The 24,694-nt window shown below is 69.9% G+C and carries 27 protein-coding genes and 1 tRNA gene; 15 read left to right on the top strand and 13 right to left on the bottom strand.

Annotated elements, in window-relative coordinates:
• Positions 1–56: 56 nt before the first annotated feature.
• From hemQ to ACOADB_RS21065, 6 genes are all read left to right on the top strand, one after another.
• Positions 57–782, top strand: coding sequence for a hydrogen peroxide-dependent heme synthase (gene hemQ / locus ACOADB_RS21090; RefSeq protein ID WP_378603098.1), 726 nt, complete (start codon positions 57–59; stop codon positions 780–782).
• Positions 783–968: 186 nt separating this feature from the next.
• Positions 969–1,418, top strand: coding sequence for a cysteine dioxygenase (locus ACOADB_RS21085; RefSeq protein WP_378603095.1), 450 nt, complete (start codon positions 969–971; stop codon positions 1,416–1,418).
• 14 nt (positions 1,419–1,432) lie between these two features.
• Positions 1,433–1,846: a rhodanese-like domain-containing protein gene (locus ACOADB_RS21080; RefSeq protein WP_378603092.1), complete on the top strand. Its 414-nt coding sequence runs from the start codon at positions 1,433–1,435 to the stop codon at positions 1,844–1,846.
• A 30-nt stretch (positions 1,847–1,876) separates the two neighbouring features.
• Positions 1,877–2,278, top strand: a complete 402-nt coding sequence (gene msrB / locus ACOADB_RS21075) for a peptide-methionine (R)-S-oxide reductase MsrB (protein ID WP_378603089.1) — start codon at positions 1,877–1,879, stop codon at positions 2,276–2,278.
• Positions 2,279–2,327: 49 nt separating this feature from the next.
• Positions 2,328–3,569: a zinc metallochaperone AztD gene (gene aztD / locus ACOADB_RS21070; RefSeq protein ID WP_378603086.1), complete on the top strand. Its 1,242-nt coding sequence runs from the start codon at positions 2,328–2,330 to the stop codon at positions 3,567–3,569.
• 17 nt (positions 3,570–3,586) lie between these two features.
• The gene (locus ACOADB_RS21065) at positions 3,587–4,681 is read left to right on the top strand and encodes a DNA polymerase domain-containing protein (protein WP_378603083.1); all 1,095 of its coding nucleotides are present in this window, start codon (positions 3,587–3,589) and stop codon (positions 4,679–4,681) included.
• 13 nt (positions 4,682–4,694) lie between these two features.
• On the opposite strand, the gene ACOADB_RS21060 is transcribed toward ACOADB_RS21065, so the two are convergent.
• From ACOADB_RS21060 to ACOADB_RS21050, 3 genes are all read right to left on the bottom strand, one after another.
• Positions 4,695–4,958: a hypothetical protein gene (locus tag ACOADB_RS21060; RefSeq protein WP_182379688.1), complete on the bottom strand. Its 264-nt coding sequence runs from the start codon at positions 4,956–4,958 to the stop codon at positions 4,695–4,697.
• Between the two features lie 61 nt (positions 4,959–5,019).
• A complete protein-coding gene (locus tag ACOADB_RS21055) occupies positions 5,020–5,541 on the bottom strand; it encodes a hypothetical protein (RefSeq protein ID WP_378603079.1) in 522 nt (173 codons plus the stop codon).
• 32 nt (positions 5,542–5,573) lie between these two features.
• On the bottom strand, positions 5,574–6,689 hold the full coding sequence (locus ACOADB_RS21050; RefSeq protein ID WP_378603076.1) for an ATP-dependent DNA ligase: 1,116 nt from the start codon (positions 6,687–6,689) through the stop codon (positions 5,574–5,576).
• A gap of 152 nt (positions 6,690–6,841) precedes the next feature.
• On the opposite strand from ACOADB_RS21050, the gene ACOADB_RS21045 reads away from it, so the two are divergent.
• Positions 6,842–7,735 carry a DMT family transporter gene (locus tag ACOADB_RS21045; RefSeq protein WP_378603073.1) on the top strand — a complete coding sequence of 298 codons (894 nt, stop codon included), beginning with the start codon at positions 6,842–6,844 and terminating at the stop codon, positions 7,733–7,735.
• Between the two features lie 64 nt (positions 7,736–7,799).
• Here ACOADB_RS21045 and ACOADB_RS21040 read toward each other — a convergent pair.
• Positions 7,800–7,876 (bottom strand) — tRNA-Thr (locus tag ACOADB_RS21040).
• 127 nt (positions 7,877–8,003) lie between these two features.
• Here ACOADB_RS21040 and ACOADB_RS21035 point away from each other — a divergent pair.
• Positions 8,004–9,176 carry an MFS transporter gene (locus ACOADB_RS21035; protein WP_378603070.1) on the top strand — a complete coding sequence of 391 codons (1,173 nt, stop codon included), beginning with the start codon at positions 8,004–8,006 and terminating at the stop codon, positions 9,174–9,176.
• Positions 9,177–9,185: 9 nt separating this feature from the next.
• Here ACOADB_RS21035 and pdxY read toward each other — a convergent pair whose 3' ends face one another.
• Positions 9,186–10,031 carry a pyridoxal kinase PdxY gene (pdxY, locus tag ACOADB_RS21030; RefSeq protein ID WP_378603067.1) on the bottom strand — a complete coding sequence of 282 codons (846 nt, stop codon included), beginning with the start codon at positions 10,029–10,031 and terminating at the stop codon, positions 9,186–9,188.
• Positions 10,032–10,119: 88 nt separating this feature from the next.
• On the opposite strand from pdxY, the gene ACOADB_RS21025 reads away from it, so the two are divergent.
• On the top strand, positions 10,120–11,787 hold the full coding sequence (locus ACOADB_RS21025) for a GMC family oxidoreductase (RefSeq protein ID WP_378603064.1): 1,668 nt from the start codon (positions 10,120–10,122) through the stop codon (positions 11,785–11,787).
• Positions 11,784–13,349: a succinic semialdehyde dehydrogenase gene (locus ACOADB_RS21020; protein ID WP_378603061.1), complete on the top strand. Its 1,566-nt coding sequence runs from the start codon at positions 11,784–11,786 to the stop codon at positions 13,347–13,349. The genes ACOADB_RS21025 and ACOADB_RS21020 overlap by 4 nt, the downstream gene beginning before the upstream one ends.
• A 72-nt stretch (positions 13,350–13,421) precedes the next feature.
• Here ACOADB_RS21020 and ACOADB_RS21015 read toward each other — a convergent pair whose 3' ends face one another.
• On the bottom strand, positions 13,422–13,859 hold the full coding sequence (locus ACOADB_RS21015) for an Hsp20/alpha crystallin family protein (protein ID WP_378603058.1): 438 nt from the start codon (positions 13,857–13,859) through the stop codon (positions 13,422–13,424).
• 134 nt (positions 13,860–13,993) lie between these two features.
• Here ACOADB_RS21015 and ACOADB_RS21010 point away from each other — a divergent pair, with 134 nt between their 5' ends.
• A complete protein-coding gene (locus ACOADB_RS21010) occupies positions 13,994–14,239 on the top strand; it encodes a MerR family transcriptional regulator (protein WP_378603055.1) in 246 nt (81 codons plus the stop codon).
• Here the strand turns inward: ACOADB_RS21010 and ACOADB_RS21005 are convergent.
• The 6 genes from ACOADB_RS21005 to ACOADB_RS20980 all read right to left on the bottom strand — a co-directional run bounded on the left by ACOADB_RS21005 (position 14,227) and on the right by ACOADB_RS20980 (position 19,169).
• Entirely contained in the window at positions 14,227–15,012 is a 786-nt protein-coding gene (locus tag ACOADB_RS21005) for a dioxygenase (RefSeq protein ID WP_378603052.1), read from the bottom strand. The two genes, ACOADB_RS21010 and ACOADB_RS21005, sit on opposite strands and share 13 nt — an antisense overlap.
• A 40-nt stretch (positions 15,013–15,052) precedes the next feature.
• Entirely contained in the window at positions 15,053–15,715 is a 663-nt protein-coding gene (locus tag ACOADB_RS21000) for a uracil-DNA glycosylase (RefSeq protein WP_378603436.1), read from the bottom strand.
• Positions 15,716–16,136: 421 nt separating this feature from the next.
• Complete coding sequence (locus ACOADB_RS20995) at positions 16,137–17,321, bottom strand: alpha/beta fold hydrolase (RefSeq protein WP_378603049.1); 1,185 nt, start codon at positions 17,319–17,321, stop codon at positions 16,137–16,139.
• 62 nt (positions 17,322–17,383) lie between these two features.
• A complete protein-coding gene (locus ACOADB_RS20990; RefSeq protein WP_378603046.1) occupies positions 17,384–17,992 on the bottom strand; it encodes a hypothetical protein in 609 nt (202 codons plus the stop codon).
• Positions 17,983–18,585 (bottom strand): hypothetical protein, encoded by a 603-nt coding sequence (locus ACOADB_RS20985; RefSeq protein ID WP_378603043.1) that lies wholly within the window; start codon positions 18,583–18,585, stop codon positions 17,983–17,985. Before ACOADB_RS20985 ends, ACOADB_RS20990 begins: the two co-directional genes overlap by 10 nt.
• Positions 18,582–19,169, bottom strand: coding sequence for a hypothetical protein (locus tag ACOADB_RS20980; RefSeq protein ID WP_378603040.1), 588 nt, complete (start codon positions 19,167–19,169; stop codon positions 18,582–18,584). Before ACOADB_RS20980 ends, ACOADB_RS20985 begins: the two co-directional genes overlap by 4 nt.
• 139 nt (positions 19,170–19,308) lie before the next feature.
• Here ACOADB_RS20980 and ACOADB_RS20975 point away from each other — a divergent pair, with 139 nt between their 5' ends.
• Together ACOADB_RS20975 and ACOADB_RS20970 are read left to right on the top strand one after the other, a co-directional pair.
• Complete coding sequence (locus ACOADB_RS20975) at positions 19,309–19,839, top strand: hypothetical protein (protein WP_378603037.1); 531 nt, start codon at positions 19,309–19,311, stop codon at positions 19,837–19,839.
• A complete protein-coding gene (locus tag ACOADB_RS20970; RefSeq protein ID WP_378603034.1) occupies positions 19,836–21,110 on the top strand; it encodes a hypothetical protein in 1,275 nt (424 codons plus the stop codon). Before ACOADB_RS20975 ends, ACOADB_RS20970 begins: the two co-directional genes overlap by 4 nt.
• Positions 21,111–21,113: 3 nt before the next feature.
• Here the strand turns inward: ACOADB_RS20970 and ACOADB_RS20965 are convergent, their stop codons facing one another.
• Positions 21,114–22,538, bottom strand: coding sequence for an alpha,alpha-trehalose-phosphate synthase (UDP-forming) (locus tag ACOADB_RS20965; protein WP_378603031.1), 1,425 nt, complete (start codon positions 22,536–22,538; stop codon positions 21,114–21,116).
• A 94-nt stretch (positions 22,539–22,632) separates the two neighbouring features.
• Here ACOADB_RS20965 and ACOADB_RS20960 point away from each other — a divergent pair, with 94 nt between their 5' ends.
• Together ACOADB_RS20960 and ACOADB_RS20955 are read left to right on the top strand one after the other, a co-directional pair.
• A complete protein-coding gene (locus ACOADB_RS20960) occupies positions 22,633–23,877 on the top strand; it encodes a sensor histidine kinase (RefSeq protein ID WP_378603028.1) in 1,245 nt (414 codons plus the stop codon).
• 25 nt (positions 23,878–23,902) lie between these two features.
• Entirely contained in the window at positions 23,903–24,565 is a 663-nt protein-coding gene (locus ACOADB_RS20955) for a LuxR C-terminal-related transcriptional regulator (RefSeq protein WP_378603025.1), read from the top strand.
• Positions 24,566–24,694 lie beyond the last annotated feature (129 nt).

The following is a 24,694-nucleotide window of genomic DNA, read 5'->3' as shown; positions in this document are numbered from 1 at the left end:
AGTGTGGCAATTGGGGGTGCGAAGTGTGGCAGTCGGCGGCGCGGCACAATGGAGCCATGTCCGACCCGCAGGCCCACATCCAGTCCAACGCCGCGAAGATCAACGAGCTCAACGAGCTGATCCGCTACACGATGTGGTCGGTGTTCCGCCTCGACCGCACGATCGGTGACGACGACGTCGCACGCAAGGGCGAGGCCGCTGAGGTCGAGGCCCTCATCGCCGACCTGGCCGAGGAGGACGTCGTCGTCCGGGGCGTGTACGACGTCGCGGGCCTGCGCGCCGACGCCGACGTGATGGTGTGGTGGCATGCCGAGTCGAGCGACGCGCTCCAGGCGGCCTACCACCGACTGCGCCGCACGGCCTTCGGGTCGCGGCTCGCGCCGGTGTGGTCGCAGATGGCCCTGCACCGGCCGGCGGAGTTCAATCGCAGCCACCTGCCGGCGTTCCTCGCCGACGAGCGGGTCCACGACTACGTCGCGGTGTACCCGTTCGTGCGCTCCTACGAGTGGTACCTCCTCGACGATGCCGAGCGCCGCAGCCTGCTCGCCGAGCACGGCAAGATGGCGCGCGGCTACCCCGACGTCCGCGCCAACACGGTGCCCAGCTTCGCCCTCGGCGACTACGAGTGGATCCTCGCCTTCGAGTGCGACGACCTGTCCCGGATCGTCGACCTGATGCGGCACCTGCGCGGCTCCGAGACCCGTCGGCACGTCCGCGAAGAGGTGCCGTTCTACACCGGTCGGCGTGTCGACGTCGTCGACCTGGTGGCCCGCCTGCCGTAACGGCTTGCAAAGTTCATCGACTTAGTACACAATCGGAACATGTCCGACCGCGCCGCAGCCATGTCCGCCACCTCAGGTGGCGCGCTGCGGCGTTGTCGCTGTTGTTGATCGTCCTCATCCCCGATCCCAGCAGTCCGCGTCCGGCCCCCGAGCAAGGTGGCCGGCGCCGTTCCGAGAGACATCCCGATGACCCAGCTTGCTGTGCTTTCCCTGCTCGAGGTCGTGCGTGAGTACGCCGCCGACCCGGACCTGAACTACCTGCTCGACCCCGATCACCCGGAGCGTTCGTGGTTGCGGATCCACGCCGCCGAGGAGTACGAGGTCTGGCTGATCTCGTGGCCGCCGGGCGCCACGACCGACTGGCACGACCACGGCTCGTCGTCCGGCGCCTTCACGGTGCTCCAGGGCTCGCTCGTCGAGCACACCTTCGACGGTGGCCTGAAGCTCAACGACCTCGACGCCGGCGACGCCAAGGCGTTCGGCGCCGGCTATGCCCACGACGTCCGCAACGAGTCGGACCTTCCGGCGTTGTCGCTGCACGTCTACTCGCCCCGCCTCTCCACCATGACCCGTTTCCGCTTCCGTGGCGACCGGCTCGAGGTGCTCGGTGTCGAGCGGGCAGGGCAGGAGTGGTGACTACGCTGGCCCCCGTGCCCGAAGGCTTCGCCGCGCAGCAGTACGACGGCATCGACGCGATGCTCGACGACGCCCGCTCCCGGCTCGACCGGATCAGCGCCCGTGCCGCCTTCCAGGAACTGGTCACCGGGGACGCGCTCCTCGTCGACATCCGCCCTGCGGCACAGCGCGAGGAGGAGGGCGAGGTGGCGGGCTGGCTGCCGCTGCGCGTCATTGAACGCAACGTGCTCGAGTGGCGCTTCGACCCGCGCAGCGAGGCACGCATCCCCGAGGCGTCGTACGACCGCCGGGTGATCGTGTTGTGCCAGGAGGGCTACACGTCCTCGCTGGCGGCCGACGCGCTCCAGCGGCTGGGCATCCGCCATGCCACCGATGTGGTCGGCGGATTCGCGGCCTGGCGCGACGCCGGGATGCCGACTCGCGTGTGACACGGGCATGCACTGGGTAGCCTCGGTGTCATGGCATATGAGGTGGAGAAGACCGACGAGGAGTGGAAGGCCGAACTCACTCCCGAGGAGTACCAGGTGCTGCGCAAGGCCGGCACCGAACGCGCGTTCACAGGTGAGTACACCGACACCGAGACCAAGGGCGTCTACCGCTGCAAGGCGTGCCAGGCGACCCTCTTCGAGTCGGACACCAAGTTCCACTCCGGCTGTGGCTGGCCGAGCTTCTACCAGCCGATCAGCGACACGATCGAGTACGTCGACGACTCGACGCTCGGGATGAAGCGGACCGAGGTGCGGTGCGCCAACTGCGGCTCGCACCTGGGCCACGTGTTCCCCGACGGCTACGGCACTCCGACCGGCGACCGGTACTGCATCAACTCGGTCAGCCTGACCCTGGAGCCGAAGGACGGCTGACCGCGGGGGCCGCGACACGGCGTCGACTTGACGCGCACTGGACTTGAACATGAGAATCATTCTCATGTTGATCAAGTCCAGTGCTCTCGCACTCCTGTCCACCCTCGCCCTTGCCGGCTGCGGCGCCGAGGAATCCGCTCCCAGGTCCGCTGACGCGCCTTCGTCCGATGCCGCGGCGACGGAGGTGCAGACCCCGCAGCCCCGGCTGGCCATGACGTACGACGGCGGCGTGGCCGTCCTCGACGCCGCCACGGGTGAGGTGCTGCTCGACGAGAAGGTCGACGGCTTCGTCCGGCTCAACCCTGCCGGCGACGACCGCCACCTCCTCGTCTCTGCCGCGGGCGGACTGACCGCCCTCGACCTGGGGTCGTGGACCGACGACCACGGCGACCACGGTCACTCGTGGACGACCGACCCGCGACTGACCGACTTCACCATCAGCGCCGAGGAGCCCGGCCACGTCGTGCCGCACCACGGCCGCACGACTGTCTTCGACGACGGCACCGGGGTCATCACGGCGTTCGACCCCGCGGACCTCGCCGAACTGGACGAGGCCGAGCCCTCCCTCGACACGTGGACGCTGGACCAGGCCCACCACGGGGTCGCCGTACAGGACGGGCACGGCAACCTGATCCACACGGTCGGGACCTCCGAAGCCCGCAGCGGCATCCGGATGATCACGGCTGCCGGCAACGAGCTGGCCGCTTCCGACGAGTGCCCGGGTGTCCACGGTGAGGCCTTCGCGGGCGACGTCGCGCTGTTCGGGTGCGAGGACGGCGTGCTCGTCGTGGACGGGCGCCGGATCACCAAGGTCGACTCGCCCGACGCCTACGGCCGGATCGGCAACCAGGCCGGCCACGAGAGCTCGCCGTACGTCCTCGGCGACTACAAGGTCGACGCCGACGCGGAGCTCGAACGGCCGACCCGGGTGTCAGTGATCGACACCCGCAACGCGTCGCTGCGCCTGGTGGACCTCCCGTCCAGCTACAGCTTCCGCTCGCTGGGGCGCACGCCGGCCGGGGAGGCGCTGGTGCTCGGCACGAACGGCAGCGTGCACGTCATCGATCCCGCGGAGGCCGTGCTCACGACCTCGATCCCTGTGACGAAGGCCTGGCAGGAGCCGACCGACTGGCACGAGCCGCGGCCGACCCTGCAGGTCATCGGTGGGTTCGCCTACGTCACCGAGCCGGCGACGAAGCAGATCCACGTGATCGACCTGGCCGATCGCAAGGTCGTGCGCAGCATCGACGTGGCGCACGCGCCGAACGAGTTGAGCGGTGTGTCGGGCTGACCCTCTAGGGTCCAACCATGGCGAAGACCGCGGCAGCCATGGTGCAGGCCGGCGATCGCGAGGTCCGGGTGTCGAGCCCGGACCGCGTGATCTACGAAGCGACCGAACGGACGGGCGAGGTCACCAAGCTGATGGTGGCCGAGTACGTCGTCGCGGTCGGTGACGGCCTGATGCGTGCGTTGCGCGAGCGCCCGACAGCGCTCGAACGGTGGCCATCCGGTGTCCGTGAGGGCTTCCGGCTGGCCACCGGTCCGCGCGACAACGACGCCGAGGGCTTCTACCAGAAGCGCGTCCCCAAGGGCGCTCCCGACTACCTCGAAGCCGTCGAGATCACCTTCCCCTCCGGCAGGACGGCCGAGGAGATCTGCCCGACCGAGCTGGCGGTGCCGGTCTGGTGCGCCCAGATGGGGGCGCTCACCTTCCACCCGTGGCCCGTTCGGCGGGCCGACACCGACCACCCCGACGAGCTGCGGATCGACCTCGACCCCCAGCCGGGTACGACGTTCGGTGACGCCGTGCGGGTCGCGGACCTTTCTCGCGAGCTGTTCGAGGAGCTCGGGCTGCGGGCGTACCCCAAGACCTCGGGCAACCGCGGGGTCCACGTCTACGTCCGGATCGAGCCGCGCTGGGAGTTCACCGACGTGCGGCACGCCGCGATCGCCTTCGGTCGTGAGCTGTCCCGACGCGACGACCAGGTGACGACAGCGTGGTGGAAGGAGGAGCGGGGCGAACGGATCTTCGTCGACTTCAACCAGAACAACCGCGACCGCACCATCGCGTCGGCGTACTCGCTGCGACCGCTGCCGGGCGCCCCGGTCTCGACGCCGATGACCTGGGCCGAGCTGGCCGGGGTCACGGACCCCAGGGACTTCAACCTGTTCACGGTCCCCGAACGGATGGCCGACGGCGACCCGTGGGCGAGCATCGATGACGAGTCGTTCTCGCTCCAGCCGTTGCTGGACCTCTGGGACCAGCAGGTCGCGGACGGTGCCAGTGAGCTCAACTTCCCGCCGGACTATCCGAAGATGCCGGGGGAGCCACCGCGGGTGCAGCCCAGCAAGAAGGTCGCCGAGCACTGGGACGAGCAGGGCAACCGGGTCGAAGGGACCTGACTGCCGCGCAGGTTCAGTCGAGGCCGCGGACGACCGCGACTTCACACAGCCGCGCGAGGTCGCCCCGGACCCGCACGTCCAGTGACGTGGTGAGGTCGTCGAGGAGCAGATGGACGGCGCTGCGGGTGGTCCGGCCCGGATGGGGCAGGTCCAGTTCGGGGATCAACCCGACGACGTACTCGCACAGGTCGATGACCTGGTCACGCTCGGCGGCCGGCAGGCGTGCACCCGCCAGCACCTCGTAGAGGCGGACGTCGAGGGTGTGCAGGGCCGACATGACTGATCAACGAGCGGACGGCGGGCACTGTTACGCCCCGAGTCAGCGCGGTCTGCGCGCCCTAACCGGCGTCGTGCTCGAGCAGGTGCAGCACGGGGACGCCGAGCTTGCGGCGCGCCCGCGAGGTCCAGTCGACGTGGAAGAACTCGGCGATCACGTGGGAGCGGGTGAGGATGATGGCCTCGCGCCCGTTGACCTCCTTGACCTTGGCGATCAGGGCGTCGACGGCCGAATCGGTCACCACGGTCCCCTCGCCGACGGTCCCACCGGTGGCGGTGAGGGCGGACGTGGTGGTGGCGAGGTCGCGCTCGGCCTGGTTCTTGTACTCCTCGCGGAGGTGCTCGATCTCGTCGGGCGACGGCGTCATCGGTGCGGCCATCAGGTCCGCGCCGCCCATCACGCCGAGGGAGGCCTCGACCGCTGCGGCTGCATCGGCCATCGGCAGCAGGACGTGGTAGATCACGTCGGCGTCGAGCGACTCGTGGAGCGCACGGACCTCGGCCGCATCCACGGCGGTCAGCGCCTGCTCCACGAGGAGGACGACGTCGTACTGCTCAAGGGCGGGTGTGGCGTCGGTGCTCATGGCTCCATCCTGCACCCGCGCCGGTCGCAGCGTCAGCCCCCGAGCACGTCCGCGAGGTCATACTTCACCGGTTGCTCGAGCTGCTCGTAGCCGCACGACTCCGGGTCGCGGTCCTCGCGCCACCGCTTGAAGTGGGCCGTGTGCCGGAAACGACGGCCCTCCATGGCGTCGTACTTGACCTCGATGACGCGCTCGGGGCGCAGGGGAGTGAACGACAGGTCCTTCCCGCTGCTCCACCGGCTCTGCGTGCCCGGCTGGCGGCCGGGGTTGGCGACGAGGAACTCCTGCCAGCGCCCCCAGGGGTGGTCCTCGATGGCGCAGACGAGGGGCTGCAGCTCCTGCCAGAGCTCGGCGCGCCGTGCGGCCGTGAAGCTGGCGCTGACGCCGATGTGCTGCAGCTCGCCGTCCTCGTAGAGGCCGAGCAGGAGGCTCCCGATCAGGGGCTGCTCGGGCGTGCTGGTCTTGTGCTCGCGGTAGCCCGCGAGCACGACGTCGGCGGTCCGCTCGTGCTTGATCTTCAGCATCGTCCGGGCATTCGGTGCGTACGGCGCACTGAGCGGCTTCGCCACGACGCCGTCGAGGCCAGCGCCCTCGAACTGGTGGAACCACTCCTGCGCCACGGCCGGGTCGGTGCTGGTGCGGGTCAGGTGGCACCGGGCATCGGGCTTGTCGGCGAGGCCGCCCAGTGCCTCCTCGAGAGCCTTGCGTCGTTCGACGAAGGGTCGGTCGAGGTACGACGCGTCGCCCAGTGCCAACAGGTCGAATGCCACGAACGCGGCCGGCGTCTTCTCGGCGAGCATGCCGATCCGCGAGGCAGCGGGGTGGATCCGCTCCTGCAACACCTCGAACTGCAGGCGGCCCTTGCCGTCCTCGCTGTCGAGGGCCACGAAGATCTCGCCGTCCAGCACGCACCGCTCGGGCAGCTCGGCCCGCGCCGCCTCGACGAGCTCGGGGAAGTACCGGGTCAGCGGCTTGGTGTTGCGGCTGGCCAGCTCGACCTCGTCGCCGTCCTTGAACAGGATGCAGCGGAAGCCGTCCCACTTGGGCTCGAAGAGCAGGCCGATGGGGTCGTACTTGGCCGGGTCGGGCACGCCCGACACCGCCTTCGCGAGCATCGGCTGGACGGGCGGCATCACGGGGAGGTCCACAGCACCTGAGACTAGTCAGGACTCCGACATTCATCGGAACGTCCGGATCTCGACGTAGGACGTCCGAAAACCGCGTGCCGCTGGACGGCCCCGCACCCTAGGTTCGACGAGTGACGTCGACGCCCGCGCAGGCCGCCCCTGAGATTCCTGTCGTGTCGGGACCTCCCGCCTGGCAGCCGGTCGCAGCGATCGGGGTCACCCTGGTCCTCTGGGCCTCTGCGTTCGTGGCGATCCGTCACCTCGGCCGCGAGGTCACGCCCGGCGCCCTCTCCCTGGGCCGGCTGCTGATCGCGGCGGTCGTGCTGTCCGCGCTGCTGGCGCGGGCGCCGCGGAGCCGCTTCACGCGCAACGAGGTGATGCTGCTGGTCGGCTGCGGAGTCGCGTGGTTCGGGATCTACAACCTCGCCCTCAACGACAGCGAGCGACGGATCGACGCCGCGACGGCCGCCATGGTCGTGCAGGTCGGGCCGATCCTGATCGCCCTGTTCGCCGCGCTCTTCCTCGGCGAGCGGCTCACGGGCTGGTTGCTGGTCGGCATGGCCGTCGCCTTCGGTGGCGTCGTCGTGATCGGCAGCGCGATGCGGGGCGAGGGCGGCTCCGACCTCGACGGTGTCCTGCTCGCACTGCTCGCCGCGGCGACGTACGCGATCGGGGTGGTGTGCCAGAAGGTGCTGCTCCGGCGGCTCTCCGGCCTCGAAGTGACGTGTTACGCCTGCTGGATCGGCGCGGTCGTCTGCCTGCCCTGGATCGGCGACCTGGGTGACGTGATCCGGGACGGCAGCACGGGGACCCTGCTGTGGATCGCCTACCTGGGCGTCTTCCCGACGGCGATCGCCTTCAGCACCTGGGCCTTCGCACTGCGCCACACCGACGCCGGCAAGCAGGCGTTGACCACGTTCCTCGTGCCGGCCATCGCGACCGTGATGGCGTGGGTCCTGCTCGACGAGGTGCCGCCGCCCCTGGCGTTCGCGGGTGGTGCGCTCTGTGTCGTCGGGGTGCTGGTGACGCGCCGGAAGCCGCGGTCGGGCGGAGAGCAACGCACCTGACGAACCTGCTGCGAATTCGCCGCGTGGACGACAGGTTCGTCAGGTACGACGGTGGTTGGTGCAGTGGGGCCGCCTGTCGGAATCGAACCGACGACCCTCCGCTTACAAGGCGGACGCTCTGGCCAACTGAGCTAAGGCGGCACGTGCCCATTGCTGAGCACCGGAGCATCCTAGTCAGCGCAGTCGGCGCACCTCGAACCGCTCCGGGGGAGTGGGGATTCCGTCCCGGCGGAGCCGGAGCGCAACCGGCCCTGCGTACCGTTCGCCCATGACCGAACGGCCACCTCGCAGGGTCCTCGCGACTCTTTGCGTGACCGTCACGGTCAGCTACGGCACCCTGTACTACGCCTTCGCGGTGCTGGCGCCCACGATCTCGTCCGACACCGGGTGGTCCCTGGCTGCGATCACCGCCGCGTTCTCTGCCGGGAGCCTCGCCACCGGGGTGGCCGGCATCCCTGCGGGGCGGGCGATCCAGGCCCGCGGCCCGCGAAGGGTCATGGTCGCCGGTGGATGTGTCGGTTCGACCGGACTGCTGCTCGTCGCGATCGCGCCGACGTACCCGCTCTTCCTGCTGGCCATGGTGGTCTGCGGAACGGGCGCAGCCGGCCTCTTCTACGCGCCCGCGTTCGCTGCCATCACGCACTGGTACGGCGCGCGCCGGGTCGAGGCGCTGACCGCGCTCACGCTCGTGGCGGGCTTCGCCAGCACCATCTTCGCGCCGACGACGACCCTCCTGGCCGAGCGCACCTCGTGGCGCACGACCTACGTCGTGTTCGCGGTGCTGCTCCTCGTCGTCGCGGTACCGCTGCACTTCTTTGCGCTCCGGCTCACCTGGCAGCCGGCGGAAGCAGGACACCATGCGGCGACCGACCGCGAGGTCGTGACCAGCGCGGCCTTCGTGCTCGTGGCGATCGGCTTCACCCTGGCCACGCTGGCGATGTACGCGTCGATCGTGGCGTTCGTGCCGCTCCTGATCGAGCGCGACCTCACTCCCGGCCTCGCGGCCTGGGCGCTCGGTCTCGGGGGAGCCGGCCAGGTCGTCGGGCGCCTCGCCTACCCGGCCCTCAGCAGGGCGCTCGGACTGCGGGCCCGGGTCGGCCTGACGACCTCCGCGCTGGCGGTGACCATCGCCGTGTTCGCAGTGGTGCCTGGTCCCGCGGCGCTGCTCGTGCTCGGTGCCGTCGTGGCCGGCGCTGCCCGCGGGCTCTTCACGCTCGTCGGCGCGCTGCTGGTCACCGACCTGTGGGGCCCCGAGCGCTACGCAGCCCTCAACGGCGTCCTCGGCGCTCCCGTTGCCCTGGCCACGGCCATCGGGCCGTTCGTGGGTGCCGGTCTGGCTGACGTGGCAGGCGGCTATCCGGTCACGTTCGCGGTGCTCGGCGGCATCGCCGCGGTGGGCGCGGTGCTCTCCGTGTCGGCCGTCGCGATGGTCGAGCGCTGACCGCCGCGCTCAGCGCAGCTGCCGCACCTCGAACCGCTCCGGAGGTACGGCGATCGCGTCCTGCGCCGCGACCAGCTGGAGCTCGCGGGTGCCGGCGGCCAGGGTGCGCTCGAGGACGGTGAAGACCGACGAGGTCGTCCGCCCGAGCGCCACCGCCGGGGAGCCGGACTCGCGCAGGTGCGCGAGGTACAGCGCCGCGGTCAGGTCGCCGCCACCGTTGGGTGCGATCGGCAGCAACGGCGTGGTCACGGCCCAGGCGCCGGCGTCGGAGACGGCCACGACGTCGAGGGTCTCGCTGTCGTCGTACCGGATCGAGGTGACGAGCACGTCCCGCGGCCCCCGATCGCGTACGACGTCGATCGCAGCCAGCACGTCCTCGACCGTGCGTGCAACGCGTCCGGCCAGGAACTCGAGCTCGAAGTGGTTGGGCGTGAGGATGTCGGCGTACGGAACGACCTCGTCGCGCAGGTACTCCGGGATGCCGGGACGGACGAAGATGCCGCGACCGACGTCACCGATGACCGGGTCGCAGCAGTAGACGGCGTCGGGGTTGAGCTCCTTGACCCGGGCGACCGCGTCGAGGATGACCGCACCCATGGCGGGGTCGCCCTGGTAACCGGACAGCACCGCGTCGGCGGTGCCGAGGACGCCGCGGTCGTCGATGCCGGCGATGACCTCGCGGACGTCGGCCGGGTCCAGCAGCGGTCCGCGCCACGCGCCGTACCCGGTGTGGTTCGAGAAGTGCACCGTGAACACCGGCCAGACCTCGTGACCGAGGCGCTGCAGCGGGAAGACCGCTGCGGAGTTGCCGACATGCCCATAGGCGACCGAGGACTGGATCGACAGGATCTTCACGGCAACATCCTCCCAAACGAAACCCTTTCGTAACGAAACTAGAACGCGTTACAGTTAGCGGACCACAGTGACGAGGGATGGGACTGGCATGGCCAAGCGCGCGAGCAAGAACAACCAGCGCAGCAGTGAAGCCGACTACGTGGTGGTCGGATCCGGAAGTTCCGGGGCGATCGTCGCGGGACGCCTGGCCCAGTCGGGCGCGAGCGTGATCCTGCTCGAGGCGGGCAAGAGCGACGACAAGGGCATGCATGGCTACATGACGAAGGTGCCCGGCATGATCGGCCCGATGCACTCCGAGCCCAAGCTCGAGAAGCTCTTCGACTGGGGCTACCGCTCGGTGCCCCAGCCGGGCCTCGACGGCCGCCGGATGCCGGCGCCCCGTGGCAAGGTCGGCGGCGGTTCGTCCTCGGTCAACGGCATGGTCTACGTGCGCGGCAACCGCGCCAACTACGACTCGTGGGCCGCCGAGGGCAACACGGGTTGGTCCGCCGACGACGTCAACAAGGCGTTCAAGCGCTACGAGGACTTCGAGGACGGCGAGGACGCCTACCGCGGCGCCGGCGGCCCCATCAAGATCACCCGCAACAAGACCCCGCAGGAGGCGACCCTCCAGTTCATCCAGGCCACCTCCGACACCCTCGGCGTCAAGGTCAACGACGACTACAACGGGGCCGAGCAGGAGGGCATCTCCCGGATGCAGCAGAACGCTGCGGACGGCCTGCGCTACTCCTCGACCCGCGGCTACGTGCACCACCTCAACCCGCGCACCCTCGAGTTCCAGACCGAGGTGCACGTCGAGAAGGTCGTGATCAAGGACGGCCGCGCCACCGGCGTGGAGGTCCTCGACCAGGGCAAGGGCGGCGGCACCCGCCGCTTCATCAAGGCCGGCAAGGAGGTGATCCTCTCCTCGGGGTTCATCAACAGCCCGCAGCTGCTCATGCTGTCCGGCGTCGGTCCCGCGGAGCACCTGGCCTCGCTCGGCATCGAGGTGATCGCGGACCTGCCCGTCGGCGACAACCTCCACGACCACCTGTTCCACCCGCTGTCCTTCCACGTGCCGAGCGTCGTCTACCGCGGCAACCCGTGGACGTTCGCGAAGGGGACCGCGCGCAACATGTCCGGTCGCAAGTCCTTCCTCGACAACTCCGTCTTCGAGTCCGTCGGGTTCATCCGCTCCGGCCTGGCGACCGACGTGCCCGACATCCAGCTGCACGCGCTGCCGTGGACCTACCCGAGCCCCAACCAGGACGAGCCGGTCCGGCACATGCCCGACCCGCGTCCCGGGCTCACCGTGTTCTCGACCCTGATCTACCCCAAGAGCCGTGGCACGATCCGCCTCGCCTCCTCGGACCCGATGACCGCACCGCTCATCGACTACGGCTTCTTCACCCACCCCGACGACGTCGAGGTGCTGGCCCAGGGCACCGAGATGATCCGGGAGATCATGGCGTCCGCTGCGTTCGGTGGCGGGGTGAAGGCCGAGATCCACCCGGGCCCGTCGATCCCCAACGGCAAGGACCTGCGGGTCGCGCTCAAGCAGCGATCGACGTCGGTCTACCACGGTGTCGGCACCTGCCGGATGGGCGTCGACGAGCGCGCGGTCGTCGGCCCGGACCTGAAGGTCCGCGGCATCGAGGGCCTGCGCGTCGCGGACGCTTCGATCATGCCGTCGATCACGGGAGGCAACACCAACGCGCCGTGCTACATGATCGGCGAGATGGCGGCCGAGATCATCCTGGGCGGAGCGAACTGGTGAGCACCCCGGCCGCCGTCCGGCCGGCCTCGGTCACCGACGAGCTCCTCGAGCGCCTCGTCTCCCGGGTCCCGGGCCGCAAGGGCGCGACCTGGAAGCTCACCGAGGTCTACACCGGCGAGGTCCTCATCGAGCTCCCGCAGTCGACTCCCGAAGACATCGAGGCAGCCTTCGAGGAAGCCCGCGCGGCCCAGCGGCTCTGGGCGCAGTGGCCGGTCGCCAAGCGGCTCGAGGTCTTCAAGCGCGCACACACGCTGTTCATCGACAACGCCCACACGACCGCCGACCTGATCCAGGTCGAGAGCGGCAAGAACCGGCGGATGGCGATCGAGGAGACCTGCGATCCGCCGATGGTGATGAGCTACTACCTGAAGCGTGCGGAGAAGCTGCTCAAGCCGACGAAGCACGCCGGCCCGGTGCCGATCGTGTCGAGCTCCACCGAGGTCCGCGTCCCCAAGGGCGTCGTCGGGATCATCGCCCCGTGGAACTTCCCGTTCGCGACGGGACTCTCGGACGCCATCCCGGCGCTGATCGCCGGCAACGCGGTCGTGGTGAAGCCGGACAACAAGACCGCCCTGTCGCCGCTCTACGGCATCTCGCTGCTCGAGGAGGCCGGCCTGCCGAAGGGCCTGTTCCAGGTCGTCTGCGGTGAAGGCCCCGACATCGGTCCGACGCTGATCGACAACGCCAACTACGTCATGTTCACCGGCTCGACGGCCACCGGCCGGGTGATCGGCGAGCGCGCCGGCAAGAACCTGATCGGCTGCTGCCTCGAGCTCGGTGGCAAGAACCCGATGATCGTGCTCGACGACGTGAACGTCGAGGAGTGGGTCGACGGCTCGATGTTCGGCGTCTTCGGCAACACCGGCCAGATCTGCATGCACATCGAGCGCATCTACCTCCCCGAGAAGCGGTACGACGAGCTGAAGTCCGCGTTCGTGGAGCGGGCCCGGAACCTGGTGCTCGGGGCGTCGTACGACTTCGGACCGGAGGTGGGATCGCTGGTCAGCGTGGATCACCGCGACCGCGTCGCCTCGCACGTCGAGGACGCCGTCGCCAAGGGTGCGACCGTGCTCACCGGTGGACGGGCGCGGCCCGACATCGGGCCGGCGTTCTTCGAGCCGACCGTGCTCGAGGGCGTCACCAAGGACATGCTGGCCGGGCACACCGAGACCTTCGGGCCGGTGGTCGGGCTGCACCCGTACCGCACCATCGATGAGGCGATCAAGCTGGCCAACGACACCGACTACGGCCTGAATGCCTCGGTGTGGGGCACGGATCTTGCCCGTGCCGGGGCCGTCGCCGCGCGAATCGACTCGGGCAACGTCAACATCAACGACTCGCTCGCGACGGCGTACGCCTCCAAGGGCTCGCCGTCCGGTGGGGTGAAGAGCTCCGGTGTCGGTGCCCGTCACGGTGACCAGGGCCTGTTGAAGTACACCGACGCCAAGAACGTCGCCGTCCTCAAGAAGCAGGTCATGGGTGCCCGGCCGGGCCAGGACTACAGCGCGTACGTCAAGCAGATGATGCAGTCACTCAAGATCATGCGGCGCCTGGGCCGCTGACGAGTCACCGGCCCGATCACCGGGCGAACGAACGGCCGGCGTGCGTGACGCCGGCCGTTCGTCGTACCGGACTCAGGCGCTGATGGCCTCGTGCTCAGGGGCGGTGGACCCGCCCACCTGGATCTTGCGGGGCTTGGCCTTCTCGGCCACCGGGATGACCAGGCGCAGCACGCCGTTGTCGTAGGCGGCGTCGATCCGCTCGAGGTCCAGGTTGTCGCCGAGGATGAGCTCGCGGGAGAACTGTCCGTGCGTCCGCTCGGAGGCGAGGCGCTGCCAGTCGCCATTGCCGGCGGGTCGCTCGGCGCGGATGGTGACGACGTTGCGTTCGACATCGATGTCGATGCTCTCGCGGCTCGCGCCGGGAAGGTCGAACTCGAGGACGAACTCGTCGCCCTGGCGCCAGGCGTCCATGGGCATCACCGCGGGCCGGTTGGTCGTGCCGCCGGTGCCCAGGAGCTGGCTCGCGAGCCTGTCGAAGTCGCGGAAGGGATCGGTGGTGCGCAGCAACATGACGTTCCTCCTTCGTGGATGTGCCGGCTCTTGCGGCCGACCTCTGGATCTGCACCACCTGTTATAGATAATCTGATCTCGTGAATCAAGGTCCAGGGTCACGAAATTTTCATCGCGGCGTCTTCGCCATCTCGGTGGCCGCCGACATGACGGCATTGCAGATCCAGAACATCCGGGTCTACGAACGGCGCGGCCTGCTTGCTCCCGAACGGAGCGCAGGCGGTACGCGGCTCTACAGCCGCGCCGACATCGAGACGCTGCACCGCATTCGCGACCTGCTGGCCGAGGGTCTCAACCTGGCTGGAATCGCGCAGGTCCTCGCGCTGGAGGCAGAGGTCGCGCGTCTCCGGGCCTGCCTCGCGGCAGTTCAGGCGACCTGAAGGCTCCGCTTCGACAGCCCCATCCAGAACCCGTCGATCACCTGCTCGCCGGCGACAGTGGGGTCGGTGGCTGCGCCGAGGGTGACGAACAACGGGCTGTAGTGCTCGACCGTGGGGTGGGCGTACGGCATGCCCGGCGCCTTGTCGCGGTACGACGCCAGCTCGTCCACGTCGCCGCGGGCGAGTGCCTCGCTGGCCCATGCGTCGAAGTCCGTGGACCAGCCCGGCGCTTGCGCGTCGATCTGGAAGGACTTCAGGAACGGCAGGCCGTGGGTCAGGAAGCCGGAGCCGATGATCAGCACGCCCTCGTCGCGCAGCGACTGCAGGCGACGCCCGATCTCCATCAGTCGGCCCGGGTCGTGCGTGGGCATCGACATCTGGACGACCGGGATGTCCGCCTCGGGGTACATGATCCGCAGCGGCACCCAGGCGCCGTGGTCGAGGCCGCGCGAGGTGTGCTGGTGGACGGGTTCGGTCGTCGGCATCATCGCCGCGATCCGTGTCGTGAGGGCCGAGGCGTCGGGCGTCTCGTAGGTCATCTGGTAGTACTTCGGCGCGAATCCGCCGAAGTCGTAGACCAGGGGTGCGAAGTTCGCGGACAGCGACAGCGGCGCGGACTCCCAGTGGGCGCTGACGATCAGGATCGCCTTCGGGCGTGGCAGGTCCCGGGCCCAGGCGGCCAGCTGGCCCGACCAGATCGGGTCGTCCAGCAGCGGGGGAGCGCCGTGCCCGAGGTAGAGGGCCGGCATCCGTCCTTCGGTGTCTGTGCTCATACCCACCACAATAGTTGAACGCTCAACTATATTCCCGGGGTCAGGAAGGAAGGCTCCAGTTCACGGGGGTGCTGCCCTGCTCGGCGAGCAACTGGTTGGCCCGGGTGAACGGACGCGAGCCCAGGAAGCCCTTGTGGGCCGAGAGCGGCGAGGGATGTGCCGACTCGATCACCGGGACCCGACCCAGGTGCGGCACGAGTGCCCGCGCCGGATCGCCCCACAGGATCGCGACCATCGGGGCGCCGTCCTCGGCCCGACGGGCGAGGGCCTCGATGGCACAGGTGGTGACGTCCTCCCAACCCTTGCGCCGGTGCGCGTGCCGCTGGCCCTGCTCCACGGTGAGCACCCGGTTGAGCAGCAGCACGCCCTGCTCGGCCCAGGGCGTCAGGTCGCCGTGTTCGGGCGGCACTGCCTTGAGGTCGGAGCGCATCTCCTTGTAGATGTTCTTCAGGCTCGGCGGGAGGGGCCGCACGGAGCGCTCGACGGCGAAGCACAACCCGATCGCGTGGCCCGGTGTCGGGTACGGGTCCTGGCCGACGATGAGCACCCGGACCTCGGACAGGGGTCGCTCGAACGCACGGAAGACCAGGTTCGGCTCCGGTGCCCAGAACTTCCCCGCGGCGGCTTCTGCGTCGAGGAATCGCATCACCTCGGCGATCCGGTCCTCGACCGGTGCAAGGGCGTCAGCCCAGTCAGCGGCCATCAGGCCCTGGTCGACGAGTTGAGAAAGAGAAGCACCCACGGCCGAAACGTACGCTGCTGCGCGGCTCCCGACGCGCAGCGGTCCCCCCAGACCCCACCTACGTGTAGCCCGGCCGTGGTGCTGCTCCCTCATGCCGGCTGCTTGCGCGAGTGGGGCGCCCCTCTCCCTCCGAGGGGCGCACCAGACGCGTTGCAGCTAGCTCCGACGCGGACTTCGAGCCCAACTGGTCCTCCGGCAGCGCTTCCTTGCGGTGCGCCAGGCCCGGTGGGGCTCCCTCCAGCGGCTTCGAGGTCCGCGTCGGTAAGGAAGAATCTACGGACCCGGGAGGGGTCCCGGGATCGGGAGTGCGGCCGTCGTCTTCTAGTCCTTTGGGACTACGACGGTTCGGCGATCGGTGGTGCCGACGAGGGTTGGATCAGGGCTACTTCGACAGGGCGCGCGACGAGGCGGAGCGGTGTCGACGCTTGCGGCTGGTGCCGATCGGGGCCTCGGGCTGGTTGTCCGTGGACCACTCGGTGATCCACTCGTCCATCGCCAGCCAGGTCGTGTGCCGGGCCGCGCGACCGGTCAGCATGCCGAGGTGTCCGCCGGGGACGACCTCGAAGCGCACCTCCGGCGACCCCTTCAACAGCGGTACGACGGCCCGCACTGCCGGGACCGGGGCGATGCCGTCCGTGGCACCGCCGAACACCAGCACGGGGACGTCGATCTTGCCGAGGTCGATCGTGCGGTCGTCGAGCTCGAACAGGCCGTGCGCGAGCTGGTTGCCCTTGGCGAACCGGTGGTACAGCTGCCCGAACGTGCGGCCCGGGTAGGCGATCATGTTGGCGGTGAACCGGTCGACCGCCTCGACCTGCGCGAGGAACTCGCGGTCATCGATGTGCTGGGCCAGTGCGATCGGCTTGGTCACCATCTTCTGGAAGGCACTGAGCTGGAACGCCCACTTCACCAACGGCTTCGGGGCGCCGCCGAGCATCTGGTAGCCCTTGGTGATCGGGCCCTTGCCGTTGAACAGGTTCAGCAGTGGACGGAGCGGGGCCAGCAGTGGCACCAGGGACACGTCGATGGGGGAGCCGACCACGGACAGCGAGGCGACCGGCAGCTTGCCGGAGCGTTCGTCGGCGAGGGCCAGCAGGGAGAAGATGCCGCCCAGGCTCCAGCCGATCAGGTGCACCGGTCGGCCACCTGCGTGTGCCGACACCTCGCGGATCGCGGTCGGCAGGACCTCGTCGACCCAGTGCTCCATGCCGAGGTTGCGGTCCCGGAACGACACCTCGCCGTACTCCAGCAGGTACGTCGGCCGGCCCTCGGTGACGAAGTGCTCGACGAGCGAGCACCCGCGGCGGAGGTCGTAGCAGAGCGCGGGCGCCGCGAGCGGCGTCACCAGCAGGACCGGGTCACCCTTCTCGACGACGGTGCCCGACGGCCGGTAGTGGTAGACCTCGCGCAGCGTGCCTTCATCGATCAGGGTGCGCGGCATCGGACGCAGGTCGGCCAGGCCGCCGTACAACACCTTGTGGGCCACGTTGCTGGCGGCAGCAACGACCTGGTCGGGGCCGGGAAGCAGGCCTGCTCCCGGAACCGAACGCAAGGGGAGCAGATCCATGGGTGAACGCTACCGCGCAGACGCCCTCTCGGCGGGCCTCGTCCGCGGCTGGTGCAGCCCGGTCACTTCCACTGCAGCGAGGCCAGGGTCGCCTCGATCCATGCGCGGCTGCTCGGACCCTTCCCGAAGAAGCTGAACAGGACGTGGAAGGACACCCCGTTGTGCCGCGTGCCGAAGACGACGACGAGCTGGCCGTTGTCGATCGTTTCGGCCGTCCACCCCTCGACGCCGTCGAGGGCGCGATTCTCCCCGCGCTTCAACGGCGCGTCCACGCCGAGCGTGCGGACGCTCGCCGCGTAGTCGGAGTCGAGGTCCTTGACGTCGTCGCCCGCCTGCAACGGGACCACGGTGGCCTCGACGTCGTACGGGTTGAGGTCAGCGTCGTAGGCGCTCGCAACGAGCTTGCCGTCGAAGTACCACTCAAGGTCACCGGGGAGGCGGAAGCTGACGTGCTTGTCCTTGACCAGCGGGCCGGGTGGCGCCACGTCCGTGGTGGGGCTGGAGGGCGAGGTTTCCGAGGAGTCGACCGTCGACGGCGAGGTGGCGGGTGGATCGCTGGGACCTGCACCCTGGTCATCGCCGTCCCCGCATGCGGTCAGGCCAGTCGCGAGGCCGATCGCGAGGATGACGGCCGGTGCCCGTCGGCGGCCGCGCATGCGCATCACTTCCACGCGATCGAGGCCAGGATGGCCTCGATCCACCCGAGGGTTCGCGGGTCCTTCTGGGGGAACCGGAACGTGAGGCTGAACGACTTGTCGCTGTGCATGGTGCCGAACTCGTAGATCAGCTGGCCCTCCTCGACGCTCTGGGCGGTCCAGCCCTCGATCCCGTCGATGACGCGGTTCTCGCCGCGCTTCAGGTCGTACGGGTCCTGGTCCGTGCTGAGTTCGTAGTCGTCGTCGAGGGTCTGGGCGGTACCGCCCGACAGGAGGGGGACCACGGAGACGGCGACACGGAACGGGTTGAGGTCTTCGTCGTAGGTGGTCGCGCTGAGCCCGCCGCGGCTAAGCTCCCACTCGGCGTCGGCCGGCAGGTGGAAGCTGAAGACGGCGTCGTCGACCAGGGGGCCGGTCGCTGGCGCGATGGCAGTGGTGTCGCTCGACGGGGAGCCGGAAGCAGTGTCGCCGGAAGACTGCGAGGTGGCGGGTGGATCGCTGGGACCTGCACCCTTGTCATCGCCGTCCCCGCAGCCGGCCAGACCACTGGCGAGGCTGATCAGGAGTACGGCGGTCGCGGTCATCCGGCGCGAGTTCATTCGCGTCACTTCCACTGGATCGAGGCCAGCACGGACTCGATCCATGCGCGCGTCCGCGGGTCCTTCTTCGGGAAGTGGAAGGTGATGTCGAATGAGTGGCGCGCGTGCATGGTTCCGAAGGTGTAGATCAGCTGGCCGTCCTCCACCGTTTCCGCGGTCCAGCCCTCGATTCCGTCCACGACCCGGTTCTTGCCGCGCTTCTGCGGCGGGTCGTACCCGTCGGAGTCGGTGCTGATGTCGAAGTCGACGTCGAGGTCGTCCTCGCTGCGGCCCGCCTGCAGCGGGAGGACGGAGGTGGCGACGTCGAAGGCGTTGAGGTCCTCGTCGTACGTCGTCGCGCTGAGCCCTTCGCGGCCGAGCTCCCACTCCGCGTCGGCGGGCAGGTGGAACCTGAAGACGTCGTCCTCGACGAGCGGGCCGGTCGCCGGTGCGACTCCCGTGCTGCTCGAGGAACCGTCGCTCGGAATCGGCGTCGCGGACGTGGACTGGGGCGCCGGCGTCGATGGATCGGCGTCGGGTCCGTCGCCGTCCTTGCATCCCGAGAGCAGCAGCCCTGAGACGACGAGCAGGGCGACAAGAATCCGATTGGTCACGATGCACCACCTTCCGAGATGTCGGGATCACCCTAGCGAGCCCTAGAATCTGGACGGGCAGGTGTTTGCTCGACGTCAGCGCGGGTAGGTCGCGTTGACACCGCCACCTTCGGCGGTTCTCGGATGGAGGGATGCCCACGTGTTGCCTGAATACTTTGCGGACTTCACCGCTGCCGCGGTCAAGGCGTCCCCCACCGGGTTGACGATCGTCGAGGACGCCATCGAATCGGCCGTCAGCTCCATCGACAAGCAGTTGGGCAAGCTCGACCACCAGAAGTTCGGCGCTGACGGATTCATCGCGGTCTCCGCCTTCGGCGCTGCCGACAGGTCGCCTGAGCTCGCCCTGCACCACACGCGTGCCCATGCCGTCATCGAGAAGACCTTGATCGGCGTGAAGGAGGACCTGGAGCGGTTCCGCGCGGCCTGCATCGAGGCCCGCGCGCTGATCGTCGGCGCTGACGAGAAGGCCGGCGACGACTCGAGGCTGCTGGTCGCGCGCGTGCTTGCCGAGGGAACCACGGGCAACTCCGGCGACGCGGCCTACAACAACGCGGTCCACACCGAGGCCGACGCGGTGCCCACGGAGGAGAACCCGAACGCTGAACCCCCTGCCGGCCACGAGGGTGCCCCGGTCGGCAAGAACGTTCCGAACACGGAGGACTTCCAGTGACCGGCCAGCACATCCAGAAGCTGCTGAAGGCGACCGCTGCTTCGGACCACGAGAAGTTGCGCGATTCCCGCAAGGCCTGGGACGAGGGCTACCACGCGCTCCTCGACCTCAGCGAGACCCTCGCCGACACCGCCCGCGAGGTCGAGCGGGGCTTCGCTGACGGCGTCGCGACTGACGTACAGGGCACGGCTTCCCGGGGCCGCATGGCCTTCGAGACCTTGCGTGACGACGTGGTCATCCCGCGCCGCGACCAGATGCAGGCCGCCGCCAAGGTGCTCCGTGTCGCCGCGGCGCGGCTCAAGGCCGCCGAGCTGGCTCGCGTCGACATGCCCGACTCACCGCCCGGAGACCTGCCGCCACGGCCGTCGTCGTACGGCACCGAGGACGACATCGACGCGGTGCGGGCCCAACGCGCCTACGACAACCAGGTGACCGCCCACAACACTGCCGTCTCCGCCTACGCCGATGCCGACGAGAAGGCGCGCGTGAAGCTCCAGGAACTCGACGACGCGTACGCCGAGGCGTCGGTCGTGCTCGCGAAGATCCATGGTGAGCCGGTGTACCCCGAGGACCTCCCGCCGCCCGGCGACCCGGGTCCGGGCGGACTCCCGGTCGGCCCTTCCGGAGGCCACCGCCCCACACCTGTCGTCCCTGGTCCGCCGGGGGTGTCGACCGGTCACCCGCACCCGGTGCCGATCGTCGATCCCGGGCCGGGCCCCGGACCCGGTCCGGGTCCCGGACCCGAGCACCACTCGCCGGGACCGGTGGGGGGCACGCTGGGCAACCCCGGTTCCGGTCCGAACCCGGGCGGGGGTGGCGGACTCGGCATCAACCCGATCATCGGTGGTGGCATCGCGGCCGGCCTGTTCGGCGGTCCCGGTCTGGCCAACGCCGTTCGCGGCGCCCTCGGCGGACGTGGCGGCTTCGGGTCCACCAACGGCACCATCGGGTCGACGACCCGCACGGGAGGCGCAGGCACGCTCGGCCGTTCCGGCGGTGCCGCTTCCCCGGGCACCCAGGCCGGCCGCAGTGGTGGTCGAGGCGGGGCCACGGGCGGCGCTCGTTCGGGTGCCGGCGGTCGTGGTGGCGCGGGTGCTCCGGGCACGGCCGGTGGCCGCGGTAGGGGTGCCGGTGGCCGCGGAGCGGCAGCCGCAGGTGCCGGTGGTCGTGGGCGCAAGGGCCGTGACGAGGAGGGCCGCGATCGCGACCTCTTCGACGACGGCAGTGACTGGATCGACGACGAGGGCGTCGGACCCGACGTGCTCGGCTGACCGTCAGGAGCGAGTGGCGGGCAGCACCGACTTCGAGTGCTGTCCGTCCTCTGCGAGCTCGATCATGAAGCTGTCGGCCCACGCCTTCACGTCGTGCTGGGCGATCTGCTTGCGCATCGCCTTCATCCGGCGGGTGAGCTCCTTCGGCTCGGCCTGGTAGGCCTCCAGCAGTGCGGCCTTCATGCCGTTCATGTCGTAGGGGTTCACCAGCCAGGCCTGCCGCAACTCGTCGGCTGCCCCCGCGAACTCCGAGAGCACCAGGGCTCCGTCCTCCTCGGTGCGGCAGGCGACGTACTCCTTGGCGACGAGGTTCATGCCGTCGCGGTACGGCGTCACGACCATGATGTCGGCGGCGCGGTAGAGCGCGGCCATCTCCTCGCGGGGGTACGACGTGTGCAGGTAGCTGATCGCCGGCGTACCGATCCGGCCGAGGTCGCCGTTGAGCCGGCCGACCAGGCGGTCGATGTCGTCACGGAGGTTGCGGTAGTGCTCGACCCGCTCGCGCGACGGCACCGCGACCTGCACGAAGACGGCGTCGTCGACGGTCAGGTGGCCGTCGCTGATCAGCTCGCCGAACGCGCGGAGCCGGGCGTAGATGCCCTTCGTGTAGTCGAGGCGGTCGATGCCGAGGAAGATCCGGCTCGGGTTGCCGAGTGCGTCCCGGATCGCGGCAGCGCGTTCGGTGACGGCCTCGGACCGGGCGAGCTCCTCGAAGCCGGCGGCGTCGATCGAGATCGGGAAGGCCGCGGCCCGCACCGTGCGGCCGTCCGGCAGGTAGACGAGGTCGCGGTGCGTCTTGTGGCCGACCCGCTGGCGCACCAGCCGGATGAAGTTCTGCGCTGCGCCCGGCAGCTGGAAGCCGACGAGGTCGGCGCCGAGCAGGCCCTCGAGGATCTGGCGACGCCATGGCAGCTGCTGGAAGAGCTCGGCCGGCGGGAACGGGATGTGCAGGTAGAAGCCGATCCGCAGGTCCGGGCGTAGCTCTCGGAGCATCTGCGGCACCAGCTGCAACTGGTAGTCGTGCACCCACACCGTCGCACCCTTGGCCGCCAGCTCTGCGGTCTTCTCGGCGAAGCGGCGGTTGACCTTGACGTAGGAGTCCCACCACTCACGGTGGAACTCCGGCTTCGCCACGAGGTCGTGGTAGAGCGGCCACAGGGTGCCGTTCGAGAAGCCTTCGTAGTGCTCCTCGATCTCCTCGGCGCTGAGCGCCAGCGGCACCAGCTGCAGGCCGTCGACCTTGAACGGCTTGAGGCGCTGCTCGGAACCACCCGACCAACCGACCCAGACGCCGTCGTGGGCCCGCATCACCGGTTCGATGGCGGAGACCAGGCCGCCGGGTGACGGCCGCCAGGTCGTCTTCCCGTCGCGGTCGGTCACACGGTCCACCGGAAGGCGGTTGGCGACGATCACGAGGTCATGGGCCACGACCCCAACCCTAGTGGTGCGCCCGGCATGGATCTGCTGAAGTGTCGGGCTGGCTGGATGGTGGCGCGCCGCGTACGTTCCTAGCGTGGAGCCCATGAACCTGTTCCGACGGCTCCTCCTCGACTCCGGCTACGCGCTGACGTCCCTCCTGCTCGTGGTCCCCGCCTTCAGCCTGGTGATCGCCGGCCTCGCCGCCGGCGTCGGCACCCTGGTGGTGGCGGCCGTCGGGCTGGCCCTCCTCGTGGCGACGTCGTACGTCGCCCGCGGGTTCGCGACCGTGGAGCGGAGCCGGTTGCGGTCGATGCTGGGGATGTCGGCCCCGCAGCCGTCGTACCTCCGTCCGGTGGCGGGTGACGGACGGATCCGCGCGTTCCTGACGCCGTTGCGCGACGTGCAGACCTGGCTCGACGTGCTGTGGTGCCTGCTGTCGCTGGTGACGGGCCTCTTCGCGTTCGCGGTGACCGTCGGGTGGTGGGCGCTGACGCTCGGCGGACTGACGTACTGGTTCTGGCAGCGCTACATCACCTTCGACGCGGACAGCAAGACGCTCGCGGAGATCCTGGGCTTCGGCGAGGGCCGCACCCCGGAGTCGTTGCTCAACCTGGCGATCGGTGTGGTCGCGCTCCTCACCCTGCCGCTCGTCGTACGCCTGGCGGCCGGCCTGCACGCCTCGGTGGCGCGGGTGATGCTGTGTGGCCGGGCGGAGCTGCTGACCCGGGTGGACCGGGTCGAGGCGAGTCGCGAGTCCGCCCACCGGGCCGAGGCGCACTCGCTGCGCCGCCTCGAGCGCGACATCCATGACGGGCCGCAGCAGCGCCTGATCCGGCTGGGGATGGATCTCGGTCGGGCGAAGCTCCAGCTGGCTGACGACCCGGCGACGGCGGCCGCCACACTCGACTCCGCGGTGGCCCAGACCCGCGAGGCGGTCGAGGAGCTGCGGGCGCTGTCGCGGGGGATCGCGCCGCCGTTGCTGGTCGACCGCGGCCTGGACGCCGCCCTGCGGGACATGGCGTCGGGACAGCAGATCCCCGTCGAGGTCACCGTCGAGGCGCCCGACGACCTCCCGCTGCCCGTGCAGACGGCTGCCTACTTCGTCGTCGCCGAGGCGCTGACCAACATCGCGAAGCACAGCCGGGCCGTGCGCGCCCACGTCGGCGTGCAGGCGTCGGGGGACCGACTGGTCATCACGGTGGACGACGACGGCCGCGGCGGCGCGCACGTCACCGCGGGGCGTGGGCTCGACGGCCTGCGCCAGCGGCTCGACGGGGTCGACGGCTCCCTCAGCGTCGCCTCGCCCGACGGCGGGCCGACCCGGCTGCGTGCCGAGGTCGCCCTGTGAGGACCAGGGCAGTGGGGATGGCGCCATGAGGATCGTGGTCGCCGACGACTCGGTGCTGCTGCGCGAAGGCCTGCAGCTGCTGCTCGTCGAGGCGGGGCACGACGTCGTGGCCTCCGTGGCCGACGGCCCTTCGTACGTCGAGGCGATGCTGCGGGAGCGACCCGACGTCGGCATCGTGGACGTCCGGATGCCGCCGAGCCACACCGACGAGGGCCTCCGGGCCGCGGTCGCCGTACGACGGGCCTGGCCGGAGGCGCGGATGCTGGTCCTGTCGCAGTACGTCGTCGTGTCCTACGCCGACGACCTGCTGGCGACGGGCGAGGCCGGGGTCGGGTACCTCCTCAAGGACCGGGTCAGCGAGGTGGGGGAGTTCCTCGCCGCCGTCGAAGCGGTCGCCGACGGGGGCACCGCGCTGGATCCGCAGGTCGTGCGCCAGCTGGTCAACCGGCGCAGTGACCCGTTGACGGCCCTCACTCCTCGCGAGCGGGAGGTGCTCACGCTGATGGCCGAGGGGCGGTCGAACGCGGCCGTCGCCGAGGCCCTGACGGTGACCCAGGGTGCCGTCGAGAAGCACACCCAGCGGATCTTCGCCAAGCTCGGGCTGTCTCCTGACGACGACCAGTCGCATCGCCGGGTCCTGGCGGTGGTCGGCTTCCTGCGCGCCGATCAGGCCGGGTCGTCGGGGTAGGCGATCCCGCAGCTCGCCCGCAACGCGTCCATCTGGCGCAGCAGCGTGAGCGTCTGGGCGTGGGGAACCAGCGGGCTCTCGCGGAGTCCCTCGCGCAGGCAGCGGCCGACCTCGATGATCTCGTTGCCG

The sequence above is a fragment of the Nocardioides sp. CPCC 206348 genome, assembly GCF_048654705.1.
Classification (GTDB): Bacteria; Actinomycetota; Actinomycetes; order Propionibacteriales; family Nocardioidaceae; genus Nocardioides.
This window is presented reverse-complemented; position numbering and strand designations above follow the sequence as displayed.